The following is a 24056-nucleotide window of genomic DNA, read 5'->3' as shown; positions in this document are numbered from 1 at the left end:
AAGAAGATCGCCCAGGGCAAGCACCACACCCAAGCCCTCCTCTGCCTCGCCAGACGCCGAGCCGACGTCCTCTTCGCGATGCTTCGCGACGGCACCTTCTACGACCCGCAACCTGCCCCCACAGCTTGACGAAACCCATAGGGGCACCCCCCCCGACTCCGCTGACCGGCGCGGTCCTGGAGGCCATCGCCGCGGCACTCACGGTCGACGGAAGCACTCTGGGAACGGGCGCGGGCCTGTACTCCCTGTTCCGGTGGGCGGGGCTGGCCGCACCCGGCCTCACGGCGACGACACCGATGGGCGGCGCCGAGGACGACACGGTCCTCTCCCTCGTCGTCCAGACCTACCGGGCGCTGTCGCAGGCGGGCCTGCCCGGCAACACCCGGGCCGGCGACCTCGTGGAGACGATCGGCGACGTCGACACGCTGCTCGGCCGTATCCGCGCGGAGATCGCCGAGACACACGCGGTGGTGGTCATGCCGACCGCCGTCACGGCGTGGAGCAACGTCGGGGAAGCCCCGGAACACACTGGCTGAGCGCCGTAGACCTGCTCGGACCTTGGTGGCGTCCCACCGCTGGACCGGTCGGCGGATGAACACGGCCCCGCCGCCGCACAGTTCGGTCGCCACGAAGCCGGTTTCCCAGGTACATATGTGTTTTTAGTGCGCACGTCGACGTACGCATGTGCCGCCGCAAGCCTCAGGGCAGCTTGTACGGACACTCGGCCGCCAGGATCGCCATGCCTTGAACACCTTCGAAGAAGCACTCAACGAGGAGCGAGCTGTGCCCGAGAACCACCAGAAACCGTTGACCACGGCTGCCGGCGCAACCGGTTCCCGACAATCAGAACTCCCTGACGGCCGGTCCGCGCGGCCCGATGCTCCTGTAGGACGTGTGTGGTTCCTGGAGAAGCTCGCCCACTTCGACCGCGAGGTGATTCCGGAGCGCCGGATGCACGCCAAGGGCTCGGGCGCGTTCGGGACCTTCACGGTGACCCACGACATCACGCGGTACACGAGCGCGCACTCAGCAGGGCGTCAGGAACCTCACCGACGCCGAGGCCCGGGACCTCATCGGCAAGGGCCGCGAGTCGCACCAGCGCGACCTGTTCGACGCGATCGAGAACGGCGACTTCCCGAAGTGGAAGCTGTTCATCCAGGTCATGCCGGAGTTCGACGCGGCGAGCTACCGCTTCCACCCCTCGGACCTGACCAAGGTCTGGTCGAAGAAGGACTACCCGCTGATCGAGGTCGGCGAGTGGGAACTCGACCGCAACCCCGACAACTACTTCGCGGACGTCGAGCAGGCCGCCTTCACCCCGGCGAACGTGGTTCCGGGCATCGGCTCACGGCCACCAAGCACGCAGTCGTCGGTCTGACCAAGCCCGCGGGCCTCGAATACTCCTCCCAGGGCGTACGCGTGAACGCAGTGGCCCGGCACGATCAAGACCGACGTATCGCCTCTCAGACCAGCCTTCGCTGCAGCGGCCACATGTGGGAAGCGGGGTGGTAGCCGGCCCAGTGGCCGGTGCGTCCATGTGCCCTCAGACACCGGCGGAAGTCGTCGAGCGCGTAGCAGCTGTTGACGTCCGGGACGCGGCCCCCGATGGGGAGAGGGAACCCTCGGCCACCACCCAGGCGTCAGGTGGTGCGGGAGTGTTGGCGGTGGTCGCGTTCTACATTCTCGTGGTGGCCTGGCTGTACACGCTGTTCATGGCCTACCGGTCCATCCGCCGCGGCCAGGTGCAACTGCACCGGATCTGGATGATCCGCAACTACGTCCTGACGTTCGCCGCGGTGACCTTGCGCATCTACCTGCTCATCGGCCTGCTGCTGAAGAAGGCGTTCTTCGACTCGATGGACTTTGACCAGCTCTACACCACCGCCGGGTGGGCGTCGATCCTGGGTAACGTGCTCGTGGTCGAGTACTTCATCATCCAGCGCACGCTGGCGCCGCGGGCCGCCGTCGGCGCCCCGGCGGGCCCGCCACCGCTTCCGACGCCGAACCCGCGACTCTCGATCGCGCCGTGATCGGCTCACTCGAGCAACCGTCGGGGTCCGGTCGTTGACGTCCCGCGCCCCGCGAAGCCGAACGATGTGCCGCCGTTGCCGATTCCTGCGCGGGCCCGTTCGAGTCCGCCTTGTTGAGGAAGGGCCTTTAGAACTCCTAATGTAGTGACGCTTCTTGCCTTGAAATGTTGGCGCCTGATGGAGTGTTAGCCTTCATGTGAGAAGGGGTGAGCAGCTTCCGTGGATCGTGTCCGATGAGCTGTGGGCGCGGATCGAGCCGTTGCTGCCGGTGGTGCCGCGCCGTCCGGATCACCCAGGGCGCAAGCGTCTAGCCGACCGGAAAGTGCTGTCGGGCATCCTGTTCGTGCTGCACACCGGCATTCCGTGGGAATCCCTACCGCAGGAGCTGGGCTTCGGCTCCGGCATGACGTGCTGGCGGCGCCTGCGTGACTGGAACGACGCGGGTGTCTGGCAGCGTCTGCACGAGTCACTGGTGGCCGATCTGCACGCCGTCGGCGCCCTGGACTGGTCGAGGGCGGTGATCGACGGCTCTCACGTGCGGGCCATGAAGGGCGGCCCAAAACCGGACCGAGCCAGGTCGACCGTGCCCGAGCGGGCTCCAAACACCATCTGATCACCGAAGCGCACGGCATCCCGCTGGCAGTGTTGCTGACCGGCGGCAACCGCAACGACGTCACCCAGTTCGTGCCGCTGATCGAGGCCGTTCCACCGGTGCGCGGCCGACGCGGACGACCACGCCGCCGACCAGACACGCTCTACGCCGACCGCGGCTACGACCACGACAAGTACCGCAAGCAGGTCCGGGCGGTCGGCATCACCCCCGTCATCGCCCGCCGCGGCACCGAACACGGCTCAGGACTGGGTGTCCACCGGTGGGTCGTCGAGCAGAGCTTCGCGCTGCTGCACTGGTTCCGCCGATTACGCATCCGCTGGGAGATACGCGACGACATCCACGACGCGTTCCTCAGCCTGGCCTGCAGCATCATCTGCTGGCGACGACTGAGGAACCTCCCACTTCGTTAGAAGTTCTAAGCCGCCGGCGACTGCGGCAGCTCCCGGACCAGGCGCTTGATCATGTTGCGTCCCTCGGTCACTTGCAGCCTCGGGTGCTCGAAGGCCAAAACGCCCACCCCGGCCATGCCGATCTGCACGCGAAGCGCCTGCGCAGCGCCGGGGATCAGTTCCGGCTCACCGACCCAGGCGACTTGATCGAGCGCGAAGGAATGCAGCAGCTTGCCGGGTTTGCCCACTATGACCCCACCGACCGAGAAAACGAGCAGCCGCTGGTCGGTCAACGCGATGATGATCCGGCCGGGCAGCCGGAGCGGCACATCCGGCGCCGCCGCCCGTCCGCGCGAGGTGATCACGGCCATCGTGGCCGCACCGGCCGACCCGGCGAGACCGGCCGCGCCGCCGATCATCGTCGTGCGGACCCCGCCGACCCGGAAGGCCAGTACCCCGTAGAGCACCCGCTCACCAGGCAACTTCGCGTCCGTTAGCCTGAGTTCGACCTTCTCTGTCATCGTTCTTGCCATGGGATTGCCTCTCCCTCGCTTGGTCAACGGAGCAAATCTACGGGCACCAGGCCGACGTGTCTGAACAGCAGCAGCCGATGGTGCGCGCCGGCAATCGGGCCACCCGCCACGGCAACGATCAGGGCCGACGCGGTGGACCCTTCCTCGCCCGGCTACCGCTTGCCGAAGAACTTTCGCAGTCCTCGGGGCGATGTCCGCTGCAGGTGTTCGAGCGCGGCGGTCGTGAAAGCGTCCTCGTCGCATGCCACCCCCGTACGCAGCATGGATGCCCGACAGCACTTTCCGGTCGGCTAGTAGGACTCCGTTAGGTCTGTCTTGATCTTGGTGTGGTTCTGCTGGGCAGGGGTTGGTGGCAGGTGGTGCAGATGCCGGTCCAGCAGTTCAGCAGGTTCTGGACGGCGTCGAGTGTCTGGTAGAGAGTGAGTTGGGTGTGTCGGCTTTTGGGGCGAGCCGCTGTTCGGTGAGGAAGGCGTGGGCGGCGGTGACCAGGGTGGCGTGGTGGTGCCAGCCTCTCCAGGAGCGGCCTTCGAAGTGGTCCAGGCCCAGGCCGTGCTTGAGTTCGCGGTAGTCGTGCTCGATGCGCCAGCGGATCTTCGCCAGGCGGACCAGCTCCTGGACCGGGGTGTCGTCGGGCAGGTCGGACAGCCAGAACCGGGTCGGTCCGTCCTCGCCGCCGGGCCATTCGGCCAGCAACCGCACCTCGGGCAGGACGCCGTCCCACCGGCCGTGTCCGGCCACCGCGGCGGCCTGGGCCAGCCGACGTGAGCGCAACCCGGCCGGCCGGACCCGCATCGCGAGGAAGCGGGAGGTCATCGGGCCCCGGGAGCCTTCCCGCCAGGTCACCTCCTTGAAGGCTTCCCGTCCGGCGGCCCGCTGCCAGGTTGGCTACCGTCACCGGTGGCTGCCGGTAGCGGGGCCGGGGCCTGCGGCCGTTGCCGGACCAGGCCGGGGCAGTGGGGACCGCGTTGTGCGGCTGGACGGTGATATCGCCGCGGATGCCGACCACATACGCGCGTCCCCGCTCGGCCAGGCCGGCGCGGAAGTCGGCGTTCTGGCCATAGCCTGCATCCGCCACCACCACCGGCGGCACCAGTCCCCATCCGGCCAGGGCGTCCAGGGCGTCCAGGGCCAGCCGCCACTTCTCCCGGTGCCCGACATCCTTGGGCACGCCCGTCCGCCGGCGCCGGACGGCGTCATCCGCCCACTCCCGGGGCAGGAACAGCCGCCAGTTCAACGGGCACGAGGCCGCATCGGAGACCGCGTGCACATTGACCGCGGCCTGGCAATTGGCCTGCTTGCCCAGCGCGCCGCAGTACTGGTGGGCGACGCCGACCGACATCCTTCCGTCCTTGGGAAACGACACATCATCGACCGCCCAGGCGTCCGGGCCGATCCGCGGCACCAGCCGCGCAGCGATCCGCCGACGCACCGGCACCGGATCCCAGGTGGACTGGTTCACGAACTGCTGCAGGTTCTGCTCGTTGCCGTCCGGCAGCCGCGAGGCCATGGCCTGGACGGACTTGCGGCGACCGTCCATCATCAGCCCCCGCAGGTAGCAGTCGCCCTTGGCCCGCTGATCCTTCCGCGGCACCGAGGCGAACACATCAGCCACGAATAACGCCAACGTCGCCCGAACACGATTCACTTCATGTGCGTCCACACAGTCCTCATGCCCCTGAACACGGGCGACACGCAGACCTAACGGAGTCCTACTAGACGCTTGCGCCCTGGGTGATCCGGACGGCGCGGCACCACCGGCAGCAACGGCTCGATCCGCGCCCACAGCTCATCGGACACGATCCACGGAAGCTGCTCACCCCTTCTCACATGAAGGCTAACACTCCATCAGGCGCCAACATTTGAAGGCAAGAAGCGTCATTACGTTAGGAGTTCTTATGAGAACTTGGTTCATCATCGACCCGCCGAGCTTCTGCTGGAGCACGGCGAGCGGGTGGCCGCCACTGCTGGCTGTCCCGAAGCCCTGGACAACCTCAAGATCGCCCACGATGAGCGGCTGTGGAGGGCGCCCCTGGACGTCACCGACACCGGTGAGCTTGGTGCGGTCGTCGACCGGGTGTTCGCCGACCTCGGCACCGTGGACTGGGCATGGTGCCTGGCCTGTCCTGGCGCTCCCCGGACAATCTCGCCCGCACCGGAGCCTTCCCCGAGCCGGGCAGCCTCTGACCGGCGTCGGCCGGCGTGTGGGTTCCGGCACGGACGCAGTTTTCGGCGAGCGCACGCACCCGGGCCGTCTGGGCGGCACCCGCGCGTTCGCAACGGGACCCGCGAGATTTCTCAGGGAGGGGACGATGGACATCGAGTAGACCGGTCGCAACCAGTCGCGTATTCCTCGTTGGGAAACACTGCACATCCGGAAGGAAACACGTTATGGGACGCATCAAGGTCGGCACCGAGAACAGCACCGCGATCGAGCTGCACTACGAGGACAGGGGGACCGGACAGCCAGTGGTGCTGATCCACGGCTATCCGCTGGACGGCAACTCCTGGGAGGGGCAGGTGCCAGCGCTGCTGGAGGCCGGTTATCGGGTCATCACCTACGACCGGCGCGGCATCGGCAAGTCGAGCCAGCCCTCCACCGGCTACGACTACGACACCTTCGCCACCGATCTGAACACCGTGATGGAAACCCTCGACCTGAACGACGCGGTCCTGGTCGGCTTCTCGATGGGCACCGGAGAGGTCGCCCAACCCCGACGGTGCGGCTCCCTGGTCCTTCTTCCAGGGCATCTCAGAGGCGGCCAAGAAGGACCGCTACGCCTTCTTCACCGGCTTCTTCAACCTGGACGAGAACCTCGGCACCCGAGTCAGCGAGGAAGCCGTCCGCAACGCCTGGAATGTGGCAGCCGGTTCCGGCTCCATCGCCTCGGCCGCCGCCTCCCCTCACCTGGCCCACCGGCTTCCGCGCCGACATTCCCCGCATCGACGTACCCGCACTGATAGTCCACGGCACCGCCGACCGCACCCTGCCCATCGACGCCACCGGACGACGCTTCGCCGATGCGCTTCCCACCGCGCGGTACGTCGAGATCGATGGCGCACCCCACGGGCTACTCACCACGCACACTGCTGAGATCAACGAGGTCCTCCTGGACTTCCTCGGCCACGCCCGCGAATAGACGACCGGCCTCATCGCGCCCTACCCCGAAAGCCATACCAGCCACCCAAGGTGACACTCGCCGCCACATCCTCAGCCCAGCGGATCACGGCCCACAAGGGGCTCGCCGCGGTCGGCATCAACGAGGTGCTCAGTAGCTGTTGTCTTTCTGATCTTGAGAGATGTGCGTCGAACGGGAGTCCCGATTGGGTAGTAGCGGGGCGTCGGCGCATACGGGCGAGGCCTCCTGAACAGCTCGTTGGTGTCGAATCACCGAGCAACACCAGGAGGCCTCGGTGCCGCGGTGTTCCGTGTCGATGACCGGGCCCAGTTCGGTCGCCCTGGAGTGTGACTGCCTGGCTGACCGGTTCGGAAACGCCGCGGATCACCGGGTGCGAGAACGGCGGTATCCGTCGGACATGACGGGCGCGGAGTGGGCGGAGGTCCGGCCGCTGCCGCCGGTGCCGGGCGCCGCGGGTGCCGGCTTCGCGCGGTACTGCTGCGCTACCAGTTGGCCATGACACTGACCGAGGCCGCTGATCTCATGCTTTTGGCTGACCTTACCTGCGCCCTCCGCTCCACTTGCTTGCGTTGGCTGCTCGGCCCAGTCGCCGCGGTTCAGCGTGCACCCGCGGAACACCGGAGGCGCCCTTCGCAGCTCGCCTGGCCCGCCCTCACCGCGGTCGATCCGATTTGACCCAGCCGCGCAGGCTCTCCGGGCTCACCCCCGGATCCGCGCGACCTCCGTGATCGTCTTGCTGGAGGAGCGGGCCAACGCGATCGCGTCCCGCTTGAACTCCTCCGGATACCGCTTCGAGCACTGAACTACCCACCTGGCACTACTTCCTCTGCGAACTCATCCCCGTCTTTAGGCGTCCACGATCAAGGAAAAGTTTCAGTCAGCGTTTCGTCAGGAAACTGGCCGTGAGGCGTCAGGTGGAGTGGATTCGCTGATCCTCACGTCCCCGAACGCGAAGGTTCACGTCCCCGTAGGACGCAGGCGCACGTTCCACTCGTATCAAAATCCCCCACCCGAGGAGAGACATGACCGAGACGCTGGCAGAGACCACATCCGAGGCGAAAGAGCCCCTTCCGGAATTTCCGATGCCGCGGGCGGCCGGCTGCCCCTTCGAACCACCCCCGGCCGTACGGGCCTTGCACACCGAACGGCCAATAACGCGAGTACGGCCGTGGGACGGCAGCGCCCCGTGGCTGGTGACCCGGTACGCCGACCAGCGTGCCCTGCTCGCCGATCCGCGGGTCAGCGCCGAGAACACGCTGCCCGGGTATCCGCACGCGAACGCCGGCTTCCGCGACAACATCGAGCAGCGGCGGTCCTTCGTCACCATGGACGACCCCGAGCACGCCCGGATCCGCCGGATGGTCACCGCACCGTTCGCCATCAAGCGGATCGAGGCGATGCGGCCCGACATGCAGAAGATCACCGACGACCTGATCGACACCATGCTGGCCGGGCCGACCTCGGTGGACCTGGTGCACGCGTTCGCGCTGCCGCTGCCGTCGCTGGTGATCTGCCGGCTGCTCGGGGTGCCGTTTGAGGACCACGACTTCTTCCAGCGGAACAGCTCGCTCCTGCTCACTCGTCACTGCTCGGCCGAAGAGGCGGCCGGTGCCAACGAGGCGCTGGTCGACTATCTGGACGGGCTGGTCGCCGTCAAACTCGCCGACCCCGCCGACGACATGCTCTCCGAGCTGGCCGCCCGGGTCACGGCCGGTGAGCTGACCCGGCGCGAAGCCGCCACCACGGGCGTGCTGCTGCTGCTCGCCGGCCATGAGACCACCGCCAACATGATCGCTCTTGGCACCATCGCCCTGCTGGAGCACCCCGACCAGCTCGCCGTCCTGCGGGAGACCGACGACCCCAAGGTGATCGCCAAGGCCGTAGAGGAGCTGCTGCGCTATCTGAGCATCGTACAGAACGGCCTGCGCCGGGTCGCGCTGGCGGACATCGAGATCGGCGGCGAGACCATCCGCGCCGGGGACGGGATCTTGCTTCTCACCAACACCGCCAACTGGGACGGGGAGATCTTCCCCGAGCCCGAGCGGCTGGACATCGGCCGCGACGCCCGCCGCCACATGGCGTTCGGCTTCGGCGTCCACCAGTGCCTGGGCCAGCCGCTCGCCCGGGTGGAACTGCAGGTGGTCTACGGCACGCTCTTCCGCCGTATCCCCACCCTGCGACTGGCCACCGGGGTCGACCAACTACCTTTCAAAGAAGACAGTTTGGCCTACGGCGTCTACGAGCTGCCCGTCACCTGGGCGTCATGAGCGGCGACGGCGGCGGTAAGGACGACGGAGGCAACGGAGTCACCATGCGTGTCGAAGTCGATGTTCCCAAGTGTGTGGCGTCAGGTCAGTGATGATCGCCCCTGATGTGTTCGACCAGCCGGAGGAGGACGGCATGGTGGTCCTGCTGGACGAGCAGCCCCCGGCCGAACTCCACGCCGATGCACGGGAGTCCGCGTTGGTCTGCCTGGAGGTGTCGAGAGGTGAAACAGCTCGTGGTGGTCGGTGCCTCGGCCGCCGGTCTCGCGGCGGCGGAACACCGCTGCGACATCCTCGCGTGTCCGGCCTGCGCCGGCCCCATCCGGAGCCCAAGTCCACCGTCGCGTCGTTGATCCAAGTGTCGTCCAAGAGCCTCGTTGTCGTCGACCCATGCTTCGGCGTTCCGGTCCCGGTGGCGCACGTTGAGGGCGCGGAAGGACGCGACGCGCCGACGCGGGTGAAGCTCACCATCGATAATGGATATCGCATTGCGTCTCGGTGCGGTGCGCAGCGGACGGAGGAATCCGCTCCGCCGGTTCGGTGGTCAGTGCGGGTGCCATGTCTACAGGCCCAGGTCGAGGGCCAGGCACGAGTAGTATTTCCAGGAGCCTTCGGGGTCGTACGAGCCCTTCGCGTCGCCGCCCGGAGCGGCCTCCGCCTCTTCGGTCATGTCCTCGAAGCGGATGCGCTCGGGGAGCCGGCCGTACCGTGCGTGCCGCAGTGCCGCCGCGGCGGCGGCGTCCGTGGTGAGTTCCTTGTTCATGGCCATTCTCCACTTCGTAGCTCGTGGATCGCGTCCCGCTCGTTGCCTTGGACGACTACCAGCATGCCCTTCCTTTCATCACCGGTCAAGATGGTGACGAGGGGGTGTGTGACGCGGGTCCCCCTACCCGCCGCCGGCGTGCACTGGTTGCAGCCGACTGGCCGCCACATGTCTCCCGCGCAACTGTCCCGTCCTGTCAACTCCCTGTCGTAAAACGTAGTTGTGGGCATCCGGATGCGACAGCCAACACTGCCGAACATGCTGAAGCTCCGGCGGAGGTGTCTCATGTGTGAGTAAAGTCATGTGTGCCTGGTGAGGCGCCTTACTCGACCGAAACCTATGACGAGAGGTGTCACTACCGCAGGTTGCCGCGGTCGTCGTGACCGCTGTGGGCGCCCTCGCCGCGGTCGGTGTCTGCGCTGCGATCACTCCGGGCCTTTGTCATCCGGCCCCAGGAGCCTGCCAGGCGCAGCGCTGCAGGTGACTTCTTGAACACCTGCGGGTGATGCGGTCACGTTTCACCCGCAGGTTTCGTATGAGCCCTTTTGCGGGGCCGCTTCGTGAGGGTCACTTCATGGCGTCGGCTTCCAGGACCGCGGCGGTGAACGCCTCGGGCTGCTCCTGGGGGAGGTTGTGGCCGGCGTCGGGGACGACGTGGTGGGTCCAGGGGCCCGAAAAGTGAACGGCGTAGCCGCTGCCGTCGGTCGCCGGGTTCACTCCGTCGGCCTGTCCGTCGAGGGTGACCGTGGGAACGGTGATCCTGGGCTGGTCCAGCAGCCTGCGCTCCAGGTCGGCGTAGCGGGGGTCGCCGGGCGCGGCGGCCAGGCGGTGCCGGTAACTGTGGATCACCACGTCGACGTAGTCCGGGTTGGTCCACAACCGTGCCGCCTGCGCGAACTCGGCTTCGGTGAAGTGCCATTGGGGCGAGTTGCGGTGCCAGACGACGCGCGCCAGGTCTTCCCGGTTACGCTGCAGTCCCTTCCGCCCGCGCTCGGTGAGGAAGTAGAAGAAGTACCAGTAGCCCGACTCGATGGAGGGGGCCAGCGGCTCCCGGGTGACGGCGAGGTTCTGGATGAGGTAGCCGTTCACGGAGACCAGGCCGGTACAGCGCTCGGGCCACAGCGCTGCGGCGACGTCGCCAGCCCGCCCGCCCCAGTCGTAGCCGGCGAACAGCGCCCGGGGGACGCGCAGCGCGTCCATGAAGGCGACCAGGTCTGTGCCGAGCGCCGCCTGCTGGCCGGACCGGAAGGTGTCCTGGTGGCGGAACCGGGTCTCTCCGTGGCCGCGCAGGTAGGGGATGTAGCAGCGGTATCCGCGCCGCGCGAGTGCGGGGGCCACCTCGGTGTAGGAGCCGACCGGGCTGAAGGGCCAGCCGTGCAGGAGGATCACGGGCGTGCCGTCGGCCGATCCGACGTCGTGGTACGCGATGTCGAGGAGATCGGTGCGGGTGTGCCGTACGGGTCCCAGACCATGCGGGGTCCGCGCGGCCCTTGCCTCGGCGGCTGCGGTATCCGTGAGTGCCGACGCCTGACCCGCCCCGGTGAGACCGGCGGCCCCCGCCGCCGCTGTCGCCGTCATGGCTTGGGTCAGTCTCCGCCTGCTGATCATGTCGCTTCCTCGCGTTCGGGTTCGTAGGTGTGAAACACAGGTGCACACCCATCACGCATCATCGCTCTAACAGGTGACGAGGGTGCTCACTTCGGATAACCTTGTCAAGGAGCCAACGGCGCCGCACTGCATGGGCGTTGCTCACCGAACACATGTGGAAGGCACTTCCGGCCGCTGCGCAGGTGTCGGCAAACCAGGTCGTCGGCGTGGGTGGCCCCGACATGAACTCGGTGTCGTCCCGCACACGTCATCGCGGTGTGAGAAGCAGAACACCCGCCGACAGGCGGCCTACACCCGATACGAAGGAACCGATGCGCAGACATAGACCCGGCTGGGGCGCGCTCGCGGCCGGCGCTGTGACCGCCCTGGCCCTCGGGAACCTCGGCCCACCGGCTGTCGTCGCTCCGGCGGCCGCGGAGGAGACGGCGGCGGCCCAGGCCGACGCGACGACGGCGTGGCAGAATGGCCCCCTTCCAGGCGGACTGTTTCGCCGTGGTCCACCGTTTTGACGTGGTGCTCGGGCGGGCCACGCCGTCTTGGCGGAGTCCATGCCGCTGGTCAAAGGGACGCTCGGCGGGACGGGTCGTTGTGGGTGCAGGGCAAGTACGTGATGCCCGCCGGCAAGAGCGGCTCGGCCGGTACCGCCCTGGTGCTGGCGGCCTGCGACGGCTCCACTGCCCACCAGTGGGAGCCGACTTCCGACCGCACTCTCCTTAACCAGGCGTCCGGCCTGTGCGCCGACGTGACGGGTTCGTCGACCGCCGCCGGTACGGCCGTGGTCACCGCGGCCTGCAACACGGCCACCACTGGACAGAGCATCAGGCCGCCCATCGCCTGCACGCGGTGGCCTGGTGGACCGCCTGCTGGGGGACACCCACGGCTGGCACGCCGCCGCCGCGCTGCCGCTGACCCGCTACGAGAGGACGGACGACGCTACGGCACTCCGTAGCGCGCGCTTCCATCAGGCGATCCAGGCGGATCACGCCGACCGCTGAACTCCGGGGCGCAGGAGGGACCTCGGCCGGGCGCGGCCTCGTAGTGGCCGTACAACCGTCACCAGTGACCGGTCGCGCGGGCTACCAGGAGTGCGGGCCGGCGGGCCGGTCGCGGTATCGGGGCGAGAGGCCCCGTACGCACGCGGCAGGTCTGTCTGACGTCTGTCTGAGTAGCTTGGCCATCTGAACATATGGCGTCCCGTCCACGCACGTCGGCATGCACGTGTGTGTTCCTCGTAGGGCGCGCCGGCATTTCCACATACGTGTTTACATTGGCAGAGTTGGTTTCATGTGTGTCCGTTGAGACATATGCTTACCTGGATAGGAAACGGTCGTTCTGCATGCACGGCCGTTACCAACCCACCCCTCCCGGAAGGACCATTGATGGTCAACCGACGCCTTCTTCTCCGTACCGGTGGCGTTGCGGCCGCCGCCGCGCTCGGCACCGCGGCCGTGTCGTCCACCGCCGCGGCCGCACAGACCACCGAACCCGCCCCGTTCGCCGATGGCCAGCACCCGCTGGGCTCCGGCCCGACCGACGGTGTCACCCGTACGCTCCTCCAGCAGCATCCCTCGCCCGCCGAGGGCTGGGATGCCGTCCAGACGCTGGTGCAGATTCCCCGGAACAAGGAATCAGGCCGACACAGCCATCCCGGCGTCGAGGTCGGCTACATCATCCAGGGCGACGTCCTGATGGAGTTCGACGACAGGCCGGCCATCCGGCTGCGTACGGGGGACCCGTTCTTCATCCCGAACGGCGCCATCCACAATGCCCGCAACGTCGGCACGGTCACGACGAAGATGCTCTCCACGTATGTCGTCGACCCGACGAAGCCGCTCGTGACCACCTACTGACCGGGCGTCCGGCTCTGGCGCGAGGGCCATCCGTACCCTGCTACGACCTGGCCGCGGCCAGGTCGTAGCAGGCGAAATCCAAGTACCCCAACGGCTTCGAGCTGCCCGCCAACTACAACAGCGGTGACAACACGGCCGACGCGCTGCAGGCGCTCGCGGCAGACCTGGCCAAGATCGGCATCAAGCTCAAGCCCAACCCGTTGCCCGACGATGCCTTCCGGGCCAAACGGATTCGACACGACGGACTCACTCTGGGACTGCCCGGAACCGTTGCCAAACCTGGCCGCTGCGGTGCCCGTACTCGAGCCCGACGGCAACGACGAGCCAGTACTGCGCGCCGCGACCGGCGGCGTACTGATGTGTGCCACCCCGGTGGATGCGGAGTCCTTGCGGCAAAGGGATCCAGCTTCCGCCCAGCGCTGGCGGTCCGCGATGCGCGAGTGGCTCGGTGGCGCCATGGAGAACGGTTATCGGATCGACGGGTTCGTCCGGTCGGGCTGGTACGTCCTGCGACGGAAGGAAGTGTCGAAATGAAGCTGCAGCAGGTGGAGTTGCGTGCGGTGGCCCTGCCCTTGGTCTCGCCGTTCCGGACCTCACTGGGCACCCAGGAACACCGGAACTCTTTGCTGGTCAAGGTGACCACGGTCGATGGAGCCGTCGGCTGGGGCGAGTGTGTGACCGACGACGACCCGACGTACAGCGCGGAGTACCTGACCGGGGCCCGGGAGGTGTTGCGTTGGTTCCTGCTGCCCCGGCTGTTCCCGGTACCCGAGCTGACCGCCGCGCTGGTGCCCGAGCTACTCCCGCCGATCAGGGGCAATCCGATGGCCAAGTCGGCGGTCGAGATGGCAGTTCTGGACGCCGAACTGCCGACCACCGGCATCAGCCTCGCCCAGTACCTCGGGGCGACGCGGACCGAGCTCGCAGTCGGAGTGTCAGTCGGCATCATGGACACGGTCGACGAGCTGATCAGCGCCGTCGACGGCTATCTCAGCGCGGGCTACGCCCGGGTCAAGCTGAAGATCGAACCAGGTTGGGACGTCGAGCCGCTGCGAGCGGTGCGGGAGACGTTCGGCCCGGAGATCCCCTTGCAGGTGGACGCCAATACCGCCTACAGTCCGGCGGATCTGCCCCACCTGCGGCGGCTCGACGACTACGGGCTGACGCTGATCGAGCAGCCGTTCGCCCCGGACGACCTGCTCTCGCACACCCGGCTGGCAGCCCGGATGGACACCCCGATCTGCCTGGATGAGCCGATCACCTCGGCCCGGGACGCGGCCACCGCCATCCGGCAGGAGGCGTGCTCGATCGTGAACATCAAGCCCGGCCGGGTCGGCGGGTACCTGGAGGCCCGCCGGATCCACGACCTGTGCCTGGCAAACGGCGTACCGGTGTGGTGCGGCGGCATGCTGGAGACCGGGCTGGGCCGGGCAGCCAATCTGGCGCTGGCCGCGCTCCCGGGCTTCACCTTGCCCGGCGACATCTCGGCCACGGCCCGCTACTACACCCGTGACATCACTGCCCCCTTCGTCCTTCACGACGGCCACCTGACCGTCCCCACTGGCCCAGGAATCGGTATCGTCCCCGACCCCGACGCCCGACATGCCGCCACCACCTCCACAGAACTCCTCAGTGCCTAACCAGCCGTAGGACAACAGGCACCGCTGCGCGGTGCCTGTTCATCGCCCCCAGTCCGGCGAGCATCCCGAACGGGGTATGTCCCGACGCCACGCCGACGGCCACCACCGGTCCCACGCCGAGGGCCTTGCGGACCACCGCCGCCCAGGGCACTGGGCCCCGTAGCGACCGCACCCCGCGCAGGGGGTGCGTCAGCCAGTCGGGCGGTGTGGGGAGCGTGTGCAAGGATCCTCCGTGAGGTGGAAATCGTGGGGCTCCTCGAACCGTACGGGAGCACTGCGGAACTTTCGTAACCTGCGTATTTCCGCCATGTAAGGTGCTGATGCCCTACCTCACGCGAAAGCGGCCCGCGGACCCGGGTGTGACCTGGTGTTTTGCACAGTCCTCCCGGACCAGCCGGTCGGCCTGTTCGGGGCGCACATGCCAAGCTCATATGTCTCGCTCCGTGGCCAGCTTCTTGCGGAGCGTGTTGTGCTGGGTACGCAGGGGAACTAGCTAGGCGCGGCGGCCGCCCGGTGGCGCACTGGAAGTGCCCGTACGCCACCGGGTCGAAAACGGGTGGAACCCCCGACCCCGCTGAACGGCACGGTTGTGGAAGCCAACGCCGTGACGCTCACAGCCGGCGGAAGCAGTCCGGGAACAGGCGCGCCGGTACTCCCTGATCCGGCGGGCGGGGCTGGTCGCGCCCGGCCTCTCGGCGACGACACCGACGGGCAGCGCCGAGGACGACACGGTCCTCTCTCTCCTCATCCAGACCTACCGGACGCTGTCCGCAGGGGCCCTGCCCCGCAACACCCGGGCCGGTGACCTCGCGGAGACCATCGGCGACGTGAACACGCTGCCCGGCCGTATCCGCGCGGAGATCGCCGAGCACACGCGGTGGTGATGATGCCGGCCGCCGTCACGGCGTGGGGCAGCGTTGCGGAGGCCACGGAACACACCTTCTGAGCCGGTACGGGTCCCGCCCCGGCAGGTTTTGACGGCAGGACCGGCAGTCGAAACCCGCCGTCACTGTCTTGACGGGTGACGAGCGGGGGTGCATGCTTGGCCAGGTCCAGCCGTCGAGCAGGACACCATCCACGACCGAGGAAGCAGAGAAGGTCATGAGCAAGGAGTCCACGTCCCACGCCGCAGCGGCAGCCAGGCACGCACGCTACGGCCGGCTCCCCGGACGCATCCGCTTCGAGGACTTGACTGAAGAGGCGAGGTCGAGGCCGTGCCGAGCGGCGCGAAGGGCGCCTACGACCCCGAAAGCTCGTGGAAGTACTACTCATGCCTGGCGCTCGACCTCGGGCTGTAGCCACCGGGACGCCGCCCGGTCTCACCGGCAAGTTCGCTCTGATCGTTGATCCATCGCCCGAGGGGGCGTCATCGGCCCTTTGGCGGTTCGGCCCCTCGCATGCGAAGCGACCGGTCGGCTGGGCTCCCGACTGGCAGCGGAACGGAACGGCGCAGCCGTGGGTTCACGGTGACGGCCGTCAGGCACGCTGTTGCACACGGGAATCGACCGAGGCGGGCGGGAACACCCGGCCCGACGCGGCGTTCAGGAGGCCGCCGGACCGGGTGAGAGCGGGGCATGGCCACGGTCCGCGAGACGCGCAGCGGCCGACGGCGGTTCCGCCGCCCGAGCAAGAACCCACAGGTCACCGACTGTGACGGGGGCGTGGCGCCATCGGAGGCGACACGCGGCGCGACCTGCGCGGCTTCTACAATGGTCGGCGCTGACGGAGGGACGTAGATGGCACGTTTCGCGGGGATGCGGTCGACGGACGGGTCGCATCGCGCCCTGGCCTCGGTGCTGTTCGGCACAGCGTGCGAAGGGGTGGTGGCCGGTGGGGTTCACTGACTCGCTGCGCGTCGGATCGTCGGACCCGCTGGTGGGCCGCGAACGCGATCTGGACCGCGTGTCCGGGTTGCTGGAGCCGGGCGCGGGTGGTGCCCTGCTGCTGTCCGGGCAGCCAGGCGTCGGCAAGTCCGCGGTGCTGGACGCCGTGGCCCGAGCCGCCGTCCAGGAGGGCACGCGCGTGCTGCGCGCGGGCGGCGCCGAGTTCGAGGCGGACGTCAGCTACTCGGCACTGAACCAGGTCCTGCTCCCGCTGTACGACACGCTCGACCGGCTCAGCGCGCCCAGTAGGGAGGCCATGAGCATCGCCCTGGGATTCGGATCCGGTCCGCCCCCCGAGCGCCTGGTCGTCTGCAACGCCGCCCTGGCCCTGCTGCGGTCGGCGGCCGAGGACACTCCGGTCCTGCTGATCGTGGACGACCTCGCGTGGGTGGACCGGGCGAGTGCCGCCGTCTTCGGCTTTCTCGCCCGGCGGCTGTCCGGCGAGCGCATCCGGTTCCTCGCCGCCTCCCGGACCGGAGTGGACAGCTTCTTCGACGGTGCCGGGCTGCCGTCGTACGAGCTGCCCGCCCTGGGCGCGGAGCCCGCCGCCCGCCTTGTCGACCTGCACTTTCCGGACCTGGCGCACCTGGTGCGTCGGCGCGTGCTGGACGCCGCGCAGGGAAACCCACTGGCCCTGCTCGAACTCCCCGGCGCGCTGCGCGCGGACCAGCGCCGGGCCCGGGAGGTCCTGCTGGCCGTCCTGCCGCTGGGCGAACGCCTCCGGTCACTTTTCGTCTCCCGGGTCCGGTCCCTGCCCGCCGCGACCCGCACGCTGCTCCTGCTCGCCACCCTGGACGGCGCCGGTAACCTCGGGGTGCTGTCCGCCGCCGCGCGGGAGATGGACGGCGACGCGGACCTGGGGGATCTGGACCCGGCCGAGCGGGGCGGCCTCGTCCGTGTGGACGAGTCCCCGCGCCGCCTGGTGTTCCGGCACCCGCTGATCATGTCGGCCGTCGTTGAGGCGTCCACCAGCAGCGGGCGGCGTGCCGCGCACCGCGCCCTGGCGCGGGTCCTCCTCGACAAGCCGGAACAGCGGGCCTGGCACCTGGGGGAGGCGACGCTCCAGCCCGACGAGGAGGTGGCCCTTCTGTTGGAGCGGGCGGCGCGGCGCATCCTGAACCGCGGGGACGCGGTGGCCGCGATCGCGGCGCTCACCCGGGCGGCGGACCTCAGTCCGCTGGACACCGACCGCGCCCGCCGGCTGTCGGAGGCCGCCTATGTGGGCGCCGAGGCGATCGGCGCGCTGCGCAGCGCGTCGGAGCTGCTGGAGGACGCGTGGCGGGCGGATCCCGGGCACGGCGCGTCCCTGCGCTCCGCGACCGCCGCGGTACAACTGGTGCTGAACAGCGACGGCGACCTGGCGACGGCACACCGCCTGCTCGTCGGCGCCATCGAGGAGGGCGACCACGGCTACGACGCAGAGGATCCGGCGCTTATCGACGCGCTGCACTTCCTTCTGCTGCTGTGCAACTACGGGGCCTGCGAGGAGCTGTGGGCGCCCTATTACGCGGCCGTCGCCCGGCTGCGTCCGGCTCCCCCGCCGCTGCTCCTGGTCGCCGCCCGGGTCTGGGGCGACCCGGCCCATGCCGACGCGGCGACGCTGCGTGAGCTGGACAAGATCATCGACGGTGCGACGAAGGGGACGGATCCCGCCAGGGTGGTCCGGGTGGGGACCGCCGCGCTCTACCCGGACCGGCTGGCGGCGGTGCGCGAGGCGTCCTGGCGGCTGGTTCGGCAGGGGCGCGAGGGCGGCCCGGTGCGCCGGCACATCGGTGCCCTGCTGCACCTGTGCCTGGACGACTACCACCGCGGCCAGTGGGCCGAGGTCCTGGAGCTGTCGGAGGAGGGGCTGACGCTGTGCGAGAGGTCCGGGTACTCCGTCTGCACATGGTTCTTCCAGTACGCCAAGGGCCTGGTGACCGCGTCCCGGGGAGACACCGAGACTGCGCACGCGCTCGCCGACGCGATGACGAACTGGGCGGCGCCCCGCGGTATCGGTGAGGCAGTCCACTGCGCGCAGCACGTGCACGCCCTCGCGGACATCGCCGACGGCGACTTCGACGCGGCGTTCGGCCGGGTGAACGCCATCAGCCCAGCCGGCAGCTTCCTCCCGTACGTCGCGCACGCGTCGTGGGTGTTCTTCGAGCTGGTGGAGGCCGCGGTACGCACCGACCGGCGCGCGGCGGCGGTCGCGCACGTGCGCGCTTTGCGCGAGACGAACGTCGCCGGGCTCTCGCCCCGGCTCGCCCTGCTGGCCGCGGGTGCCGAGGCCCTCGTGGCGGAGGGCGACGCCGAGGCGGCCCGCCTCTTCGCCGAGGCACTGGCCGTGCCGGACGCGGAGCGGTGGCCGTTCGCGCTGGCCCGGGTGCGGCTGGCCCAGGGGGAGCGGCTGCGCCGCTCGCGGGCGCTGTCCGACTCCAAGGCTCCGCTGACGGCTGCGCTGAAGACCTTCCAGCGGCTGGACTCCTCGGCCTGGGCTGAGCGTGCGCGCAAGGAACTGCGGGCGGCCGGGCGGGTCGTGGTGCACTCGGACGGCTGGGGCGGGGCGGTCCTCACCGCGCAGGAACACCAGATCGCGGAACTCGCGGCCACCGGCCTGACCAACAGGCAGATCGCCGAGCGGCTGTTCATCTCACACCGCACCGTCGGCGCCCACCTGTACCAGATCTATCCGAAGCTCGGCATCGCGTCCCGGGTGGCGCTGCGGGACGCCCTGCGCCGGCCGGACCGGGACTGACGGGTACCGCACGGCCGGCCCGGTGTCACCGCACGCCCGGTCCTCAGTCGCACGACTAGGACGGCCCGTGCTGCCGAAGCTCACCGCGAACTCCAAAGCCGTGGTCGTCCCGGATGCCGTGTTCGTCGAGCCAGCCGATCACGTAGTCGGCGACGAAGCGCCATCCGTTGTCGATGACCAGCGAGTGGGCGCGGTTCGCGAACTGCTTCAGGTCGGTCACGGCCGTGGAGTCGCCGTACTGCTTGTAGGCGGCGCGCGTGACGGAGTCGGGTATCAGTCGGTCCTCCTGCCCCGAGATCAGCAGGCGCGGGCCGCGACGCGTGTTGGCGATGTCCGCCATGGCGCGCGGGCTGCGGTCCGCGTCCGCGCATCCGAGGTCGGCGAGCAGACGGCGCGGTGCCGGCACCACATAGCGCTCGAAGAGCCGGTCGGACTCCTCCGCTGCGACAGTGTTGGCGAAGAAGCGGTGGAACTGCTCCGGGGACACAGACACCAGCCGGTCGGCGGCGTCCGCCTGGCCGGGGGCCACAGGCAGCTCCGGGAGGCGGGCAGCGGGATGCCGTTGACCGGAGCGGGGGCGATCGCCACCACTGTCCGGCCGACATCGGCGCCGATGAGATGCTGCGCGATGAGCCCGCCGACCGAGTGGCCGACGATCACCGGCGAGATGTCGAACGACCGGACGATCCCGGCGTAGTGGTCCGTCAGGGCGTCCAGGCCGACACCGCCGAGCGCATCGGGAGCCTTGCGTACGTCCCTAGCGGCGGCCTCCCCCGGCCATCCGGGCGTGAAGGCGAGGAACCCTCGGCTGGTGAAGCGCTCCGCCCATGACTCCCAGGAGAGCGCGTGCGGTCACGCGCCGTGGATGAAGACGGCGGGAGTACGGTTCACGGTTGGCTCCTCCGAGCATGACGACCGCCCGGCACCGACACGCGGACGGGCTGTTTCAGCATCGTTCAGGCACGGGGCAGGGGTGACCGTCGGATGACTTGATGTTCGCGGGCCGTGGCATACACAAGCTCGAACCGCCTTGCGGAGAGGCCCCGGACAGGACGTCCCAGAACGGGCAGATGTCCGCCTGGCGGACATACTCCACGAGGACCGTCGTCACAGCAGGCGATGTGGACGGTCAACTTACTTATGTACTCCGGTGCCGCGAAGACGAGAGTAGGTCGGGCCAGCATCCGCCACAGGGAAGGACCCACTCGTCATGAGGGGCGATCAGCCAGGTACACAGGCCGGCCAAACGGTGGCGTCCGGTCGTCCGCAGATGACCTTGGACATCGAGCGTGTGCTGGATGTCTCTGCCCGGCAGGCGATCAAGGCGAAGTTCCAGTTCGACCCGAAAGCCCCGTTGAGCGTATGCGTGGAGTTTCTCGTCGAGGGCGGCCCGCGGGTGCTGTGGCGTATCGGAAGAGACCTCCTCCAGCAGGGGCTGTACTCGACAAGCGGCCTCGGTGCCGTCCAGATGCGGCCGTCGAACCCGGAGGAGCGGGCGACCGCGTGGCTTCAGCTGACCTCCGGTGACATGGCGGCCCTGTTCGAGCTGCCCGTGCTACCGCTGGCGGAGTGGCTCGAGTACACCTACGAGCTGGTTCCCGCAGGTCAGGAACTCGCCGAAGTCGACTGGGACATGGCCACCGCAAACCTGCTGCACACTCCCGAGGCGCAGGCCGAATGACCTGAAGCGCCCACCGTCTTCCCTCGGGCCGGCCTCGGCGCCGATCCCCTCCTCTCATCCCACCGCGGCTCGCCGACCCGTACCCGCTCACCTCGCGGGAGGAGGAACGTACCGAGTCCACGAGGCGGGCCGTAGCCGGGGCGTGCCGCCGGGCAGGAGTGGGGAGTCGTAACGGAGCTGCGGCGATGTACGGAAACGCCGTGGACGCGCGTGTCGGCACCGGCCCGGCCCACGACGCCGAGCCGATCCGCGGCATGGCCCCGGGGCCACGGCTCAGCACGCGGGGCGCCGTGCCGCGACAAAATGCGGGCCACCCGCAACCGCGGGGAAGGTCCTCGTCTCCACCGGCCCGAGCGCGACGAGTTCCTCGCTCAGGCGCGCAGTGTCGAAGGAGTTGCCGCCGCCGCGCACCGGGTCCACCGGCCGGCGGAGCGGCGCAGCGTGTTCTCGACAGCAGGCTGGGTTGCCGTCACTGGCCACCCGCCCGACACCAGGGCCTTGACGAGGCGGAACAGGGCGGCCCGCAGCGCCTCCTACGACAGGAACGGCACGGGTGCCAGACCAGTCCACAGCTCTCCTCCTGCGCCACATCCGCCGCGCTCCCACGGCGCAGGGACCCCGAGCGGCCGCCCCGTGGCGGGGGCGTCGGATTCGGGCGGTGCGCACATAGGGCCGGATCTGGGCAGTGAGGCGATGAGATTCGCCCCGCGCGGGCGCCGGTGCAGGCGCGGCTTGAGGGCAAGCGCCCGGTGGCCGTACCGGTCCGTCGAGCCGATCTGCCGACGCACATCGAACGGCCGCCGCTGCACCACCCGACCCGCGGCGGTCAGTTCGTCATGGACGTAGACCTCGGCGCGCCGCATGGCTCGCAGTGCCCGGCGTCGGCCACGTGGCCCGGCGGCGAGGAACTCCACATGCCTCCGCAGCCGCGCGGAGTCCGGGAACGGGCCTTGGTCAGGGGTCACCGACGGATCGTTCGTCATCCGGTACTCCGGTCATCGCGGGCTCGAAGACGCAGGATGAGGCGACGCCGGACGAGAAGCCGCCGCACGGGCCGACAGCCGTTCCGCGCCGGGGGCGGCGCGGCATGCGCAGTGCGCCTGGCACTTCCCGTCCCCTCGGTGAACCCGCCCCGGCTTCCGTCCGGTTGTCCCGGAGAAGAACTCCTGCGGTCGGGGTTGCACTGGTCGGCCCGGCCGCGGGAACGGGGCGGCCGTCCTCGCACTCTTACCCGATGTGAGGTCGGCCGCCCCCCCCCCGTTACCTGTTTTCGTGGCTCCGCAACGGGGCCTCCGGGCTTCGGGTCCGGCATGACTTCCCCCCTTGTTGTTGATGATCCGGGGGGTGGTGTCACCGGGCCCGGAGGCATCGACGGACCGCTGATGAGGGGCTTGAGCACCGGCTTCACCCGAGCTGGAAGAGCTCTCCGTAACGTGGATGTGGCAGCTCGGTGCCCTGGCAGGCCGGACGAAAGCGTGATGGAGGGGTGCACGTGATCGACACCGGCGACATCGACGTCTTCCTCGGCATGGACGTCGGCAAGGGCGAACACCACGCCACCGCCGTCACCTCGGCCAGGAAGAAGGCGTTCGACAGGCGCCTGCCCAACACCGAGCCCAAGCTCCGCGAGCTGTTCGCGAAGCTCCAGGCCAAGCACGGGACCGTACTTGTGGTCGTTGACCAGCCAGCCTCAATCGGGGCTCTGCCGCTGGCGGTCGCCAGGGACATGGGCTGCCCGGTCGCCTATCTCCCGGGGCTGACGATGCGGCGGATCGCCGACCTCTACCCGGGGGAGGCCAAGACCGACGCGAGGGACGCGTTCATCATCGCCGACGCCGCCCGGGCGATGCCCCACACCTTGCGGGCCATCGACGGCGAGGACGAGACGATCGCCGAGCTGGAGATGATCGTCGGCTTCGACGACGACCTGGCCGGCGAGGCCACCCGGGTCGCGAACCGGTTGCACGGCCTGCTGACCCAGATCCACCCGTCGCTGGAACGGGTCCTGGGGCCGCGGCTACAGCATCCGGCTGTCCTCTCGCTGCTGGAACGGTTCGGGTCACCGGTCCAGATCCGCAAAGCCGGCCGCCGTCGGCTGATCACCCTGCTGCGGCCGAAGGCCCCAGGATGGCCGAGCGCCTGGTCGACGAGATCTTCACTGCCCTCGACGAGCAGACCGTCACCGTTCCCGGCACCGAGGCGGCCGCGCTGATCGTCCCGAGCCTGGCCACTTCACTGACGGCCGTCCTTGACCAGCGCAAGCTGCTGGCCGGGCGGATCGAGGAACTCCTGGAGGCCCACCCTCTTTCGAAGGTCCTGATGTCCATGCCGGGAGTTGGCGTCAGGACCGGAGCCCGCATCCTGATCGAGGTCGGTGACGGCGGCACCTTCCCCACCGCCGGCCACCTCGCCGCCTACGCGGGACTCGCCCCGGCGACCCGGAGCTCGGGTTCCTCGATCCGCGGCGAACAGCCATCCAGGAGAGGAAACAAGCAGCTCAAACGGGCCTTCTTCCTCTCCGCGTTCGCCGCACTGGCCGACCCGGCATCCCGGGCCTACTACGACAAGAAGATCGCTCAGGGCAAGCACCACACCCAGGCCCTCCTCTGCCTGGCCCGACGCCGGGCAGACGTCCTCTTCGCCATGCTCCGCGACGGCACCTTCTATGAACCCCAACCCACAGGGGCCAGATAAGGGGCAGACCGATCGGCCAGTCCTCCGGCCGAAGTCGCTCACGAGCGGCCTCAAGCCGCTGGTCATAGTCGGGTGCGAACAGCTCAGGAAGCACTTTGTCCAGAGTTCCGGCGATCCGATGGATCGGTGCGCAGACCGCTGGATCGTCAACAACGCGACTGAGGTCCGTCATCTGGAGCTTCTCCAGCCAGTGCGACAGCACCAGTGCCTCGTCACTCGTGAGCTTGATCGTGA

At 69.1% G+C, this 24056-nt stretch carries 15 protein-coding genes and 7 pseudogenes; 15 read left to right on the top strand and 7 right to left on the bottom strand.

Annotation, left to right across the window (positions count from 1 at the left end; all coding sequences use genetic code 11):
- The 5 genes and pseudogenes from KN815_RS17215 to KN815_RS17195 form a co-directional block, all read left to right on the top strand.
- A pseudogene (locus KN815_RS17215) lies at nt 1-129 on the top strand (IS110 family transposase); the annotation flags it as partial.
- On the top strand, nt 126-536 hold the full coding sequence (locus KN815_RS17210) for a hypothetical protein (protein WP_216342806.1): 411 nt from the start codon (nt 126-128) through the stop codon (nt 534-536). The pseudogene KN815_RS17215 and the gene KN815_RS17210, both read left to right, overlap by 4 nt.
- A 247-nt stretch (nt 537-783) precedes the next feature.
- Nucleotides 784-1354 (top strand): annotated as a pseudogene (locus KN815_RS17205) (catalase); the annotation flags it as partial.
- 310 nt (nt 1355-1664) lie between these two features.
- Nucleotides 1665-2030 carry a DUF2306 domain-containing protein gene (locus KN815_RS17200; protein WP_216342805.1) on the top strand — a complete coding sequence of 122 codons (366 nt, stop codon included), beginning with the start codon at nt 1665-1667 and terminating at the stop codon, nt 2028-2030.
- Between the two features lie 196 nt (nt 2031-2226).
- Nucleotides 2227-3053 (top strand): IS5 family transposase gene (locus tag KN815_RS17195; RefSeq protein WP_216342804.1). Its coding sequence is split into 2 segments (ribosomal slippage): nt 2227-2587 and nt 2587-3053, totalling 828 coding nucleotides; the frame shifts between segments, so codons are not numbered across the junction.
- Between the two features lie 5 nt (nt 3054-3058).
- Here the strand turns inward: KN815_RS17195 and KN815_RS17190 are convergent.
- The 3 genes and pseudogenes from KN815_RS17190 to KN815_RS17180 form a co-directional block, all read right to left on the bottom strand.
- Nucleotides 3059-3553 (bottom strand): hypothetical protein, encoded by a 495-nt coding sequence (locus KN815_RS17190; RefSeq protein WP_216342803.1) that lies wholly within the window; start codon nt 3551-3553, stop codon nt 3059-3061.
- A gap of 393 nt (nt 3554-3946) precedes the next feature.
- Nucleotides 3947-5225: pseudogene (locus tag KN815_RS17185) on the bottom strand (IS701 family transposase).
- A gap of 53 nt (nt 5226-5278) precedes the next feature.
- A pseudogene (locus KN815_RS17180) lies at nt 5279-5392 on the bottom strand (IS5/IS1182 family transposase); the annotation flags it as partial.
- A 561-nt stretch (nt 5393-5953) separates the two neighbouring features.
- Here KN815_RS17180 and KN815_RS17175 point away from each other — a divergent pair.
- Together KN815_RS17175 and KN815_RS17170 are read left to right on the top strand one after the other, a co-directional pair.
- Nucleotides 5954-6523, top strand: a complete 570-nt coding sequence (locus KN815_RS17175; RefSeq protein ID WP_253209036.1) for an alpha/beta fold hydrolase — start codon at nt 5954-5956, stop codon at nt 6521-6523.
- Nucleotides 6524-7724: 1201 nt separating this feature from the next.
- Entirely contained in the window at nt 7725-8969 is a 1245-nt protein-coding gene (locus KN815_RS17170) for a cytochrome P450 (protein ID WP_216342802.1), read from the top strand.
- 559 nt (nt 8970-9528) lie between these two features.
- Here the strand turns inward: KN815_RS17170 and KN815_RS17165 are convergent.
- Both KN815_RS17165 and KN815_RS17160 read right to left on the bottom strand, forming a co-directional pair.
- On the bottom strand, nt 9529-9729 hold the full coding sequence (locus KN815_RS17165) for a hypothetical protein (protein ID WP_216342801.1): 201 nt from the start codon (nt 9727-9729) through the stop codon (nt 9529-9531).
- A 567-nt stretch (nt 9730-10296) separates the two neighbouring features.
- The gene (locus KN815_RS17160; protein ID WP_216342800.1) at nt 10297-11337 is read right to left on the bottom strand and encodes an alpha/beta fold hydrolase; all 1041 of its coding nucleotides are present in this window, start codon (nt 11335-11337) and stop codon (nt 10297-10299) included.
- Nucleotides 11338-11947: 610 nt separating this feature from the next.
- On the opposite strand from KN815_RS17160, the pseudogene KN815_RS52175 reads away from it, so the two are divergent.
- From KN815_RS52175 to KN815_RS17135, 6 genes and pseudogenes are all read left to right on the top strand, one after another.
- A pseudogene (locus tag KN815_RS52175) lies at nt 11948-12139 on the top strand (RICIN domain-containing protein); the annotation flags it as partial.
- Between the two features lie 49 nt (nt 12140-12188).
- Nucleotides 12189-12332, top strand: coding sequence for a hypothetical protein (locus KN815_RS50415; RefSeq protein ID WP_253209035.1), 144 nt, complete (start codon nt 12189-12191; stop codon nt 12330-12332).
- A 384-nt stretch (nt 12333-12716) separates the two neighbouring features.
- On the top strand, nt 12717-13187 hold the full coding sequence (locus KN815_RS17150) for a cupin domain-containing protein (RefSeq protein ID WP_216342798.1): 471 nt from the start codon (nt 12717-12719) through the stop codon (nt 13185-13187).
- A gap of 291 nt (nt 13188-13478) precedes the next feature.
- Nucleotides 13479-13721: a hypothetical protein gene (locus KN815_RS17145; RefSeq protein WP_216342797.1), complete on the top strand. Its 243-nt coding sequence runs from the start codon at nt 13479-13481 to the stop codon at nt 13719-13721.
- Nucleotides 13718-14827: an o-succinylbenzoate synthase gene (menC, locus tag KN815_RS17140; RefSeq protein ID WP_216342796.1), complete on the top strand. Its 1110-nt coding sequence runs from the start codon at nt 13718-13720 to the stop codon at nt 14825-14827. Before KN815_RS17145 ends, menC begins: the two co-directional genes overlap by 4 nt.
- A 1830-nt stretch (nt 14828-16657) precedes the next feature.
- Nucleotides 16658-19447 (top strand): AAA family ATPase, encoded by a 2790-nt coding sequence (locus tag KN815_RS17135; RefSeq protein WP_216342795.1) that lies wholly within the window; start codon nt 16658-16660, stop codon nt 19445-19447.
- A 297-nt stretch (nt 19448-19744) separates the two neighbouring features.
- Here the strand turns inward: KN815_RS17135 and KN815_RS52170 are convergent.
- Nucleotides 19745-20227, bottom strand: a pseudogene (locus tag KN815_RS52170) (alpha/beta fold hydrolase); the annotation flags it as partial.
- Between the two features lie 430 nt (nt 20228-20657).
- On the opposite strand from KN815_RS52170, the gene KN815_RS17125 reads away from it, so the two are divergent.
- Nucleotides 20658-21128, top strand: a complete 471-nt coding sequence (locus tag KN815_RS17125; protein ID WP_216342794.1) for an SsgA family sporulation/cell division regulator — start codon at nt 20658-20660, stop codon at nt 21126-21128.
- A 533-nt stretch (nt 21129-21661) separates the two neighbouring features.
- Here the strand turns inward: KN815_RS17125 and KN815_RS17120 are convergent.
- A complete protein-coding gene (locus tag KN815_RS17120; protein WP_253209033.1) occupies nt 21662-22093 on the bottom strand; it encodes a hypothetical protein in 432 nt (143 codons plus the stop codon).
- A gap of 563 nt (nt 22094-22656) precedes the next feature.
- Here KN815_RS17120 and KN815_RS17115 point away from each other — a divergent pair.
- Nucleotides 22657-23822: pseudogene (locus tag KN815_RS17115) on the top strand (IS110 family RNA-guided transposase).
- Nucleotides 23823-24056: the final 234 nt, after the last annotated feature.

Origin of the sequence: Streptomyces niphimycinicus (assembly GCF_018883605.1) — a bacterium.
Lineage (GTDB): Bacteria > Actinomycetota > Actinomycetes > Streptomycetales > Streptomycetaceae > Streptomyces > Streptomyces niphimycinicus.
The sequence above is the reverse complement of the archived record's forward strand: the minus strand, read 5'-3'. Positions and strand labels throughout refer to the sequence as shown.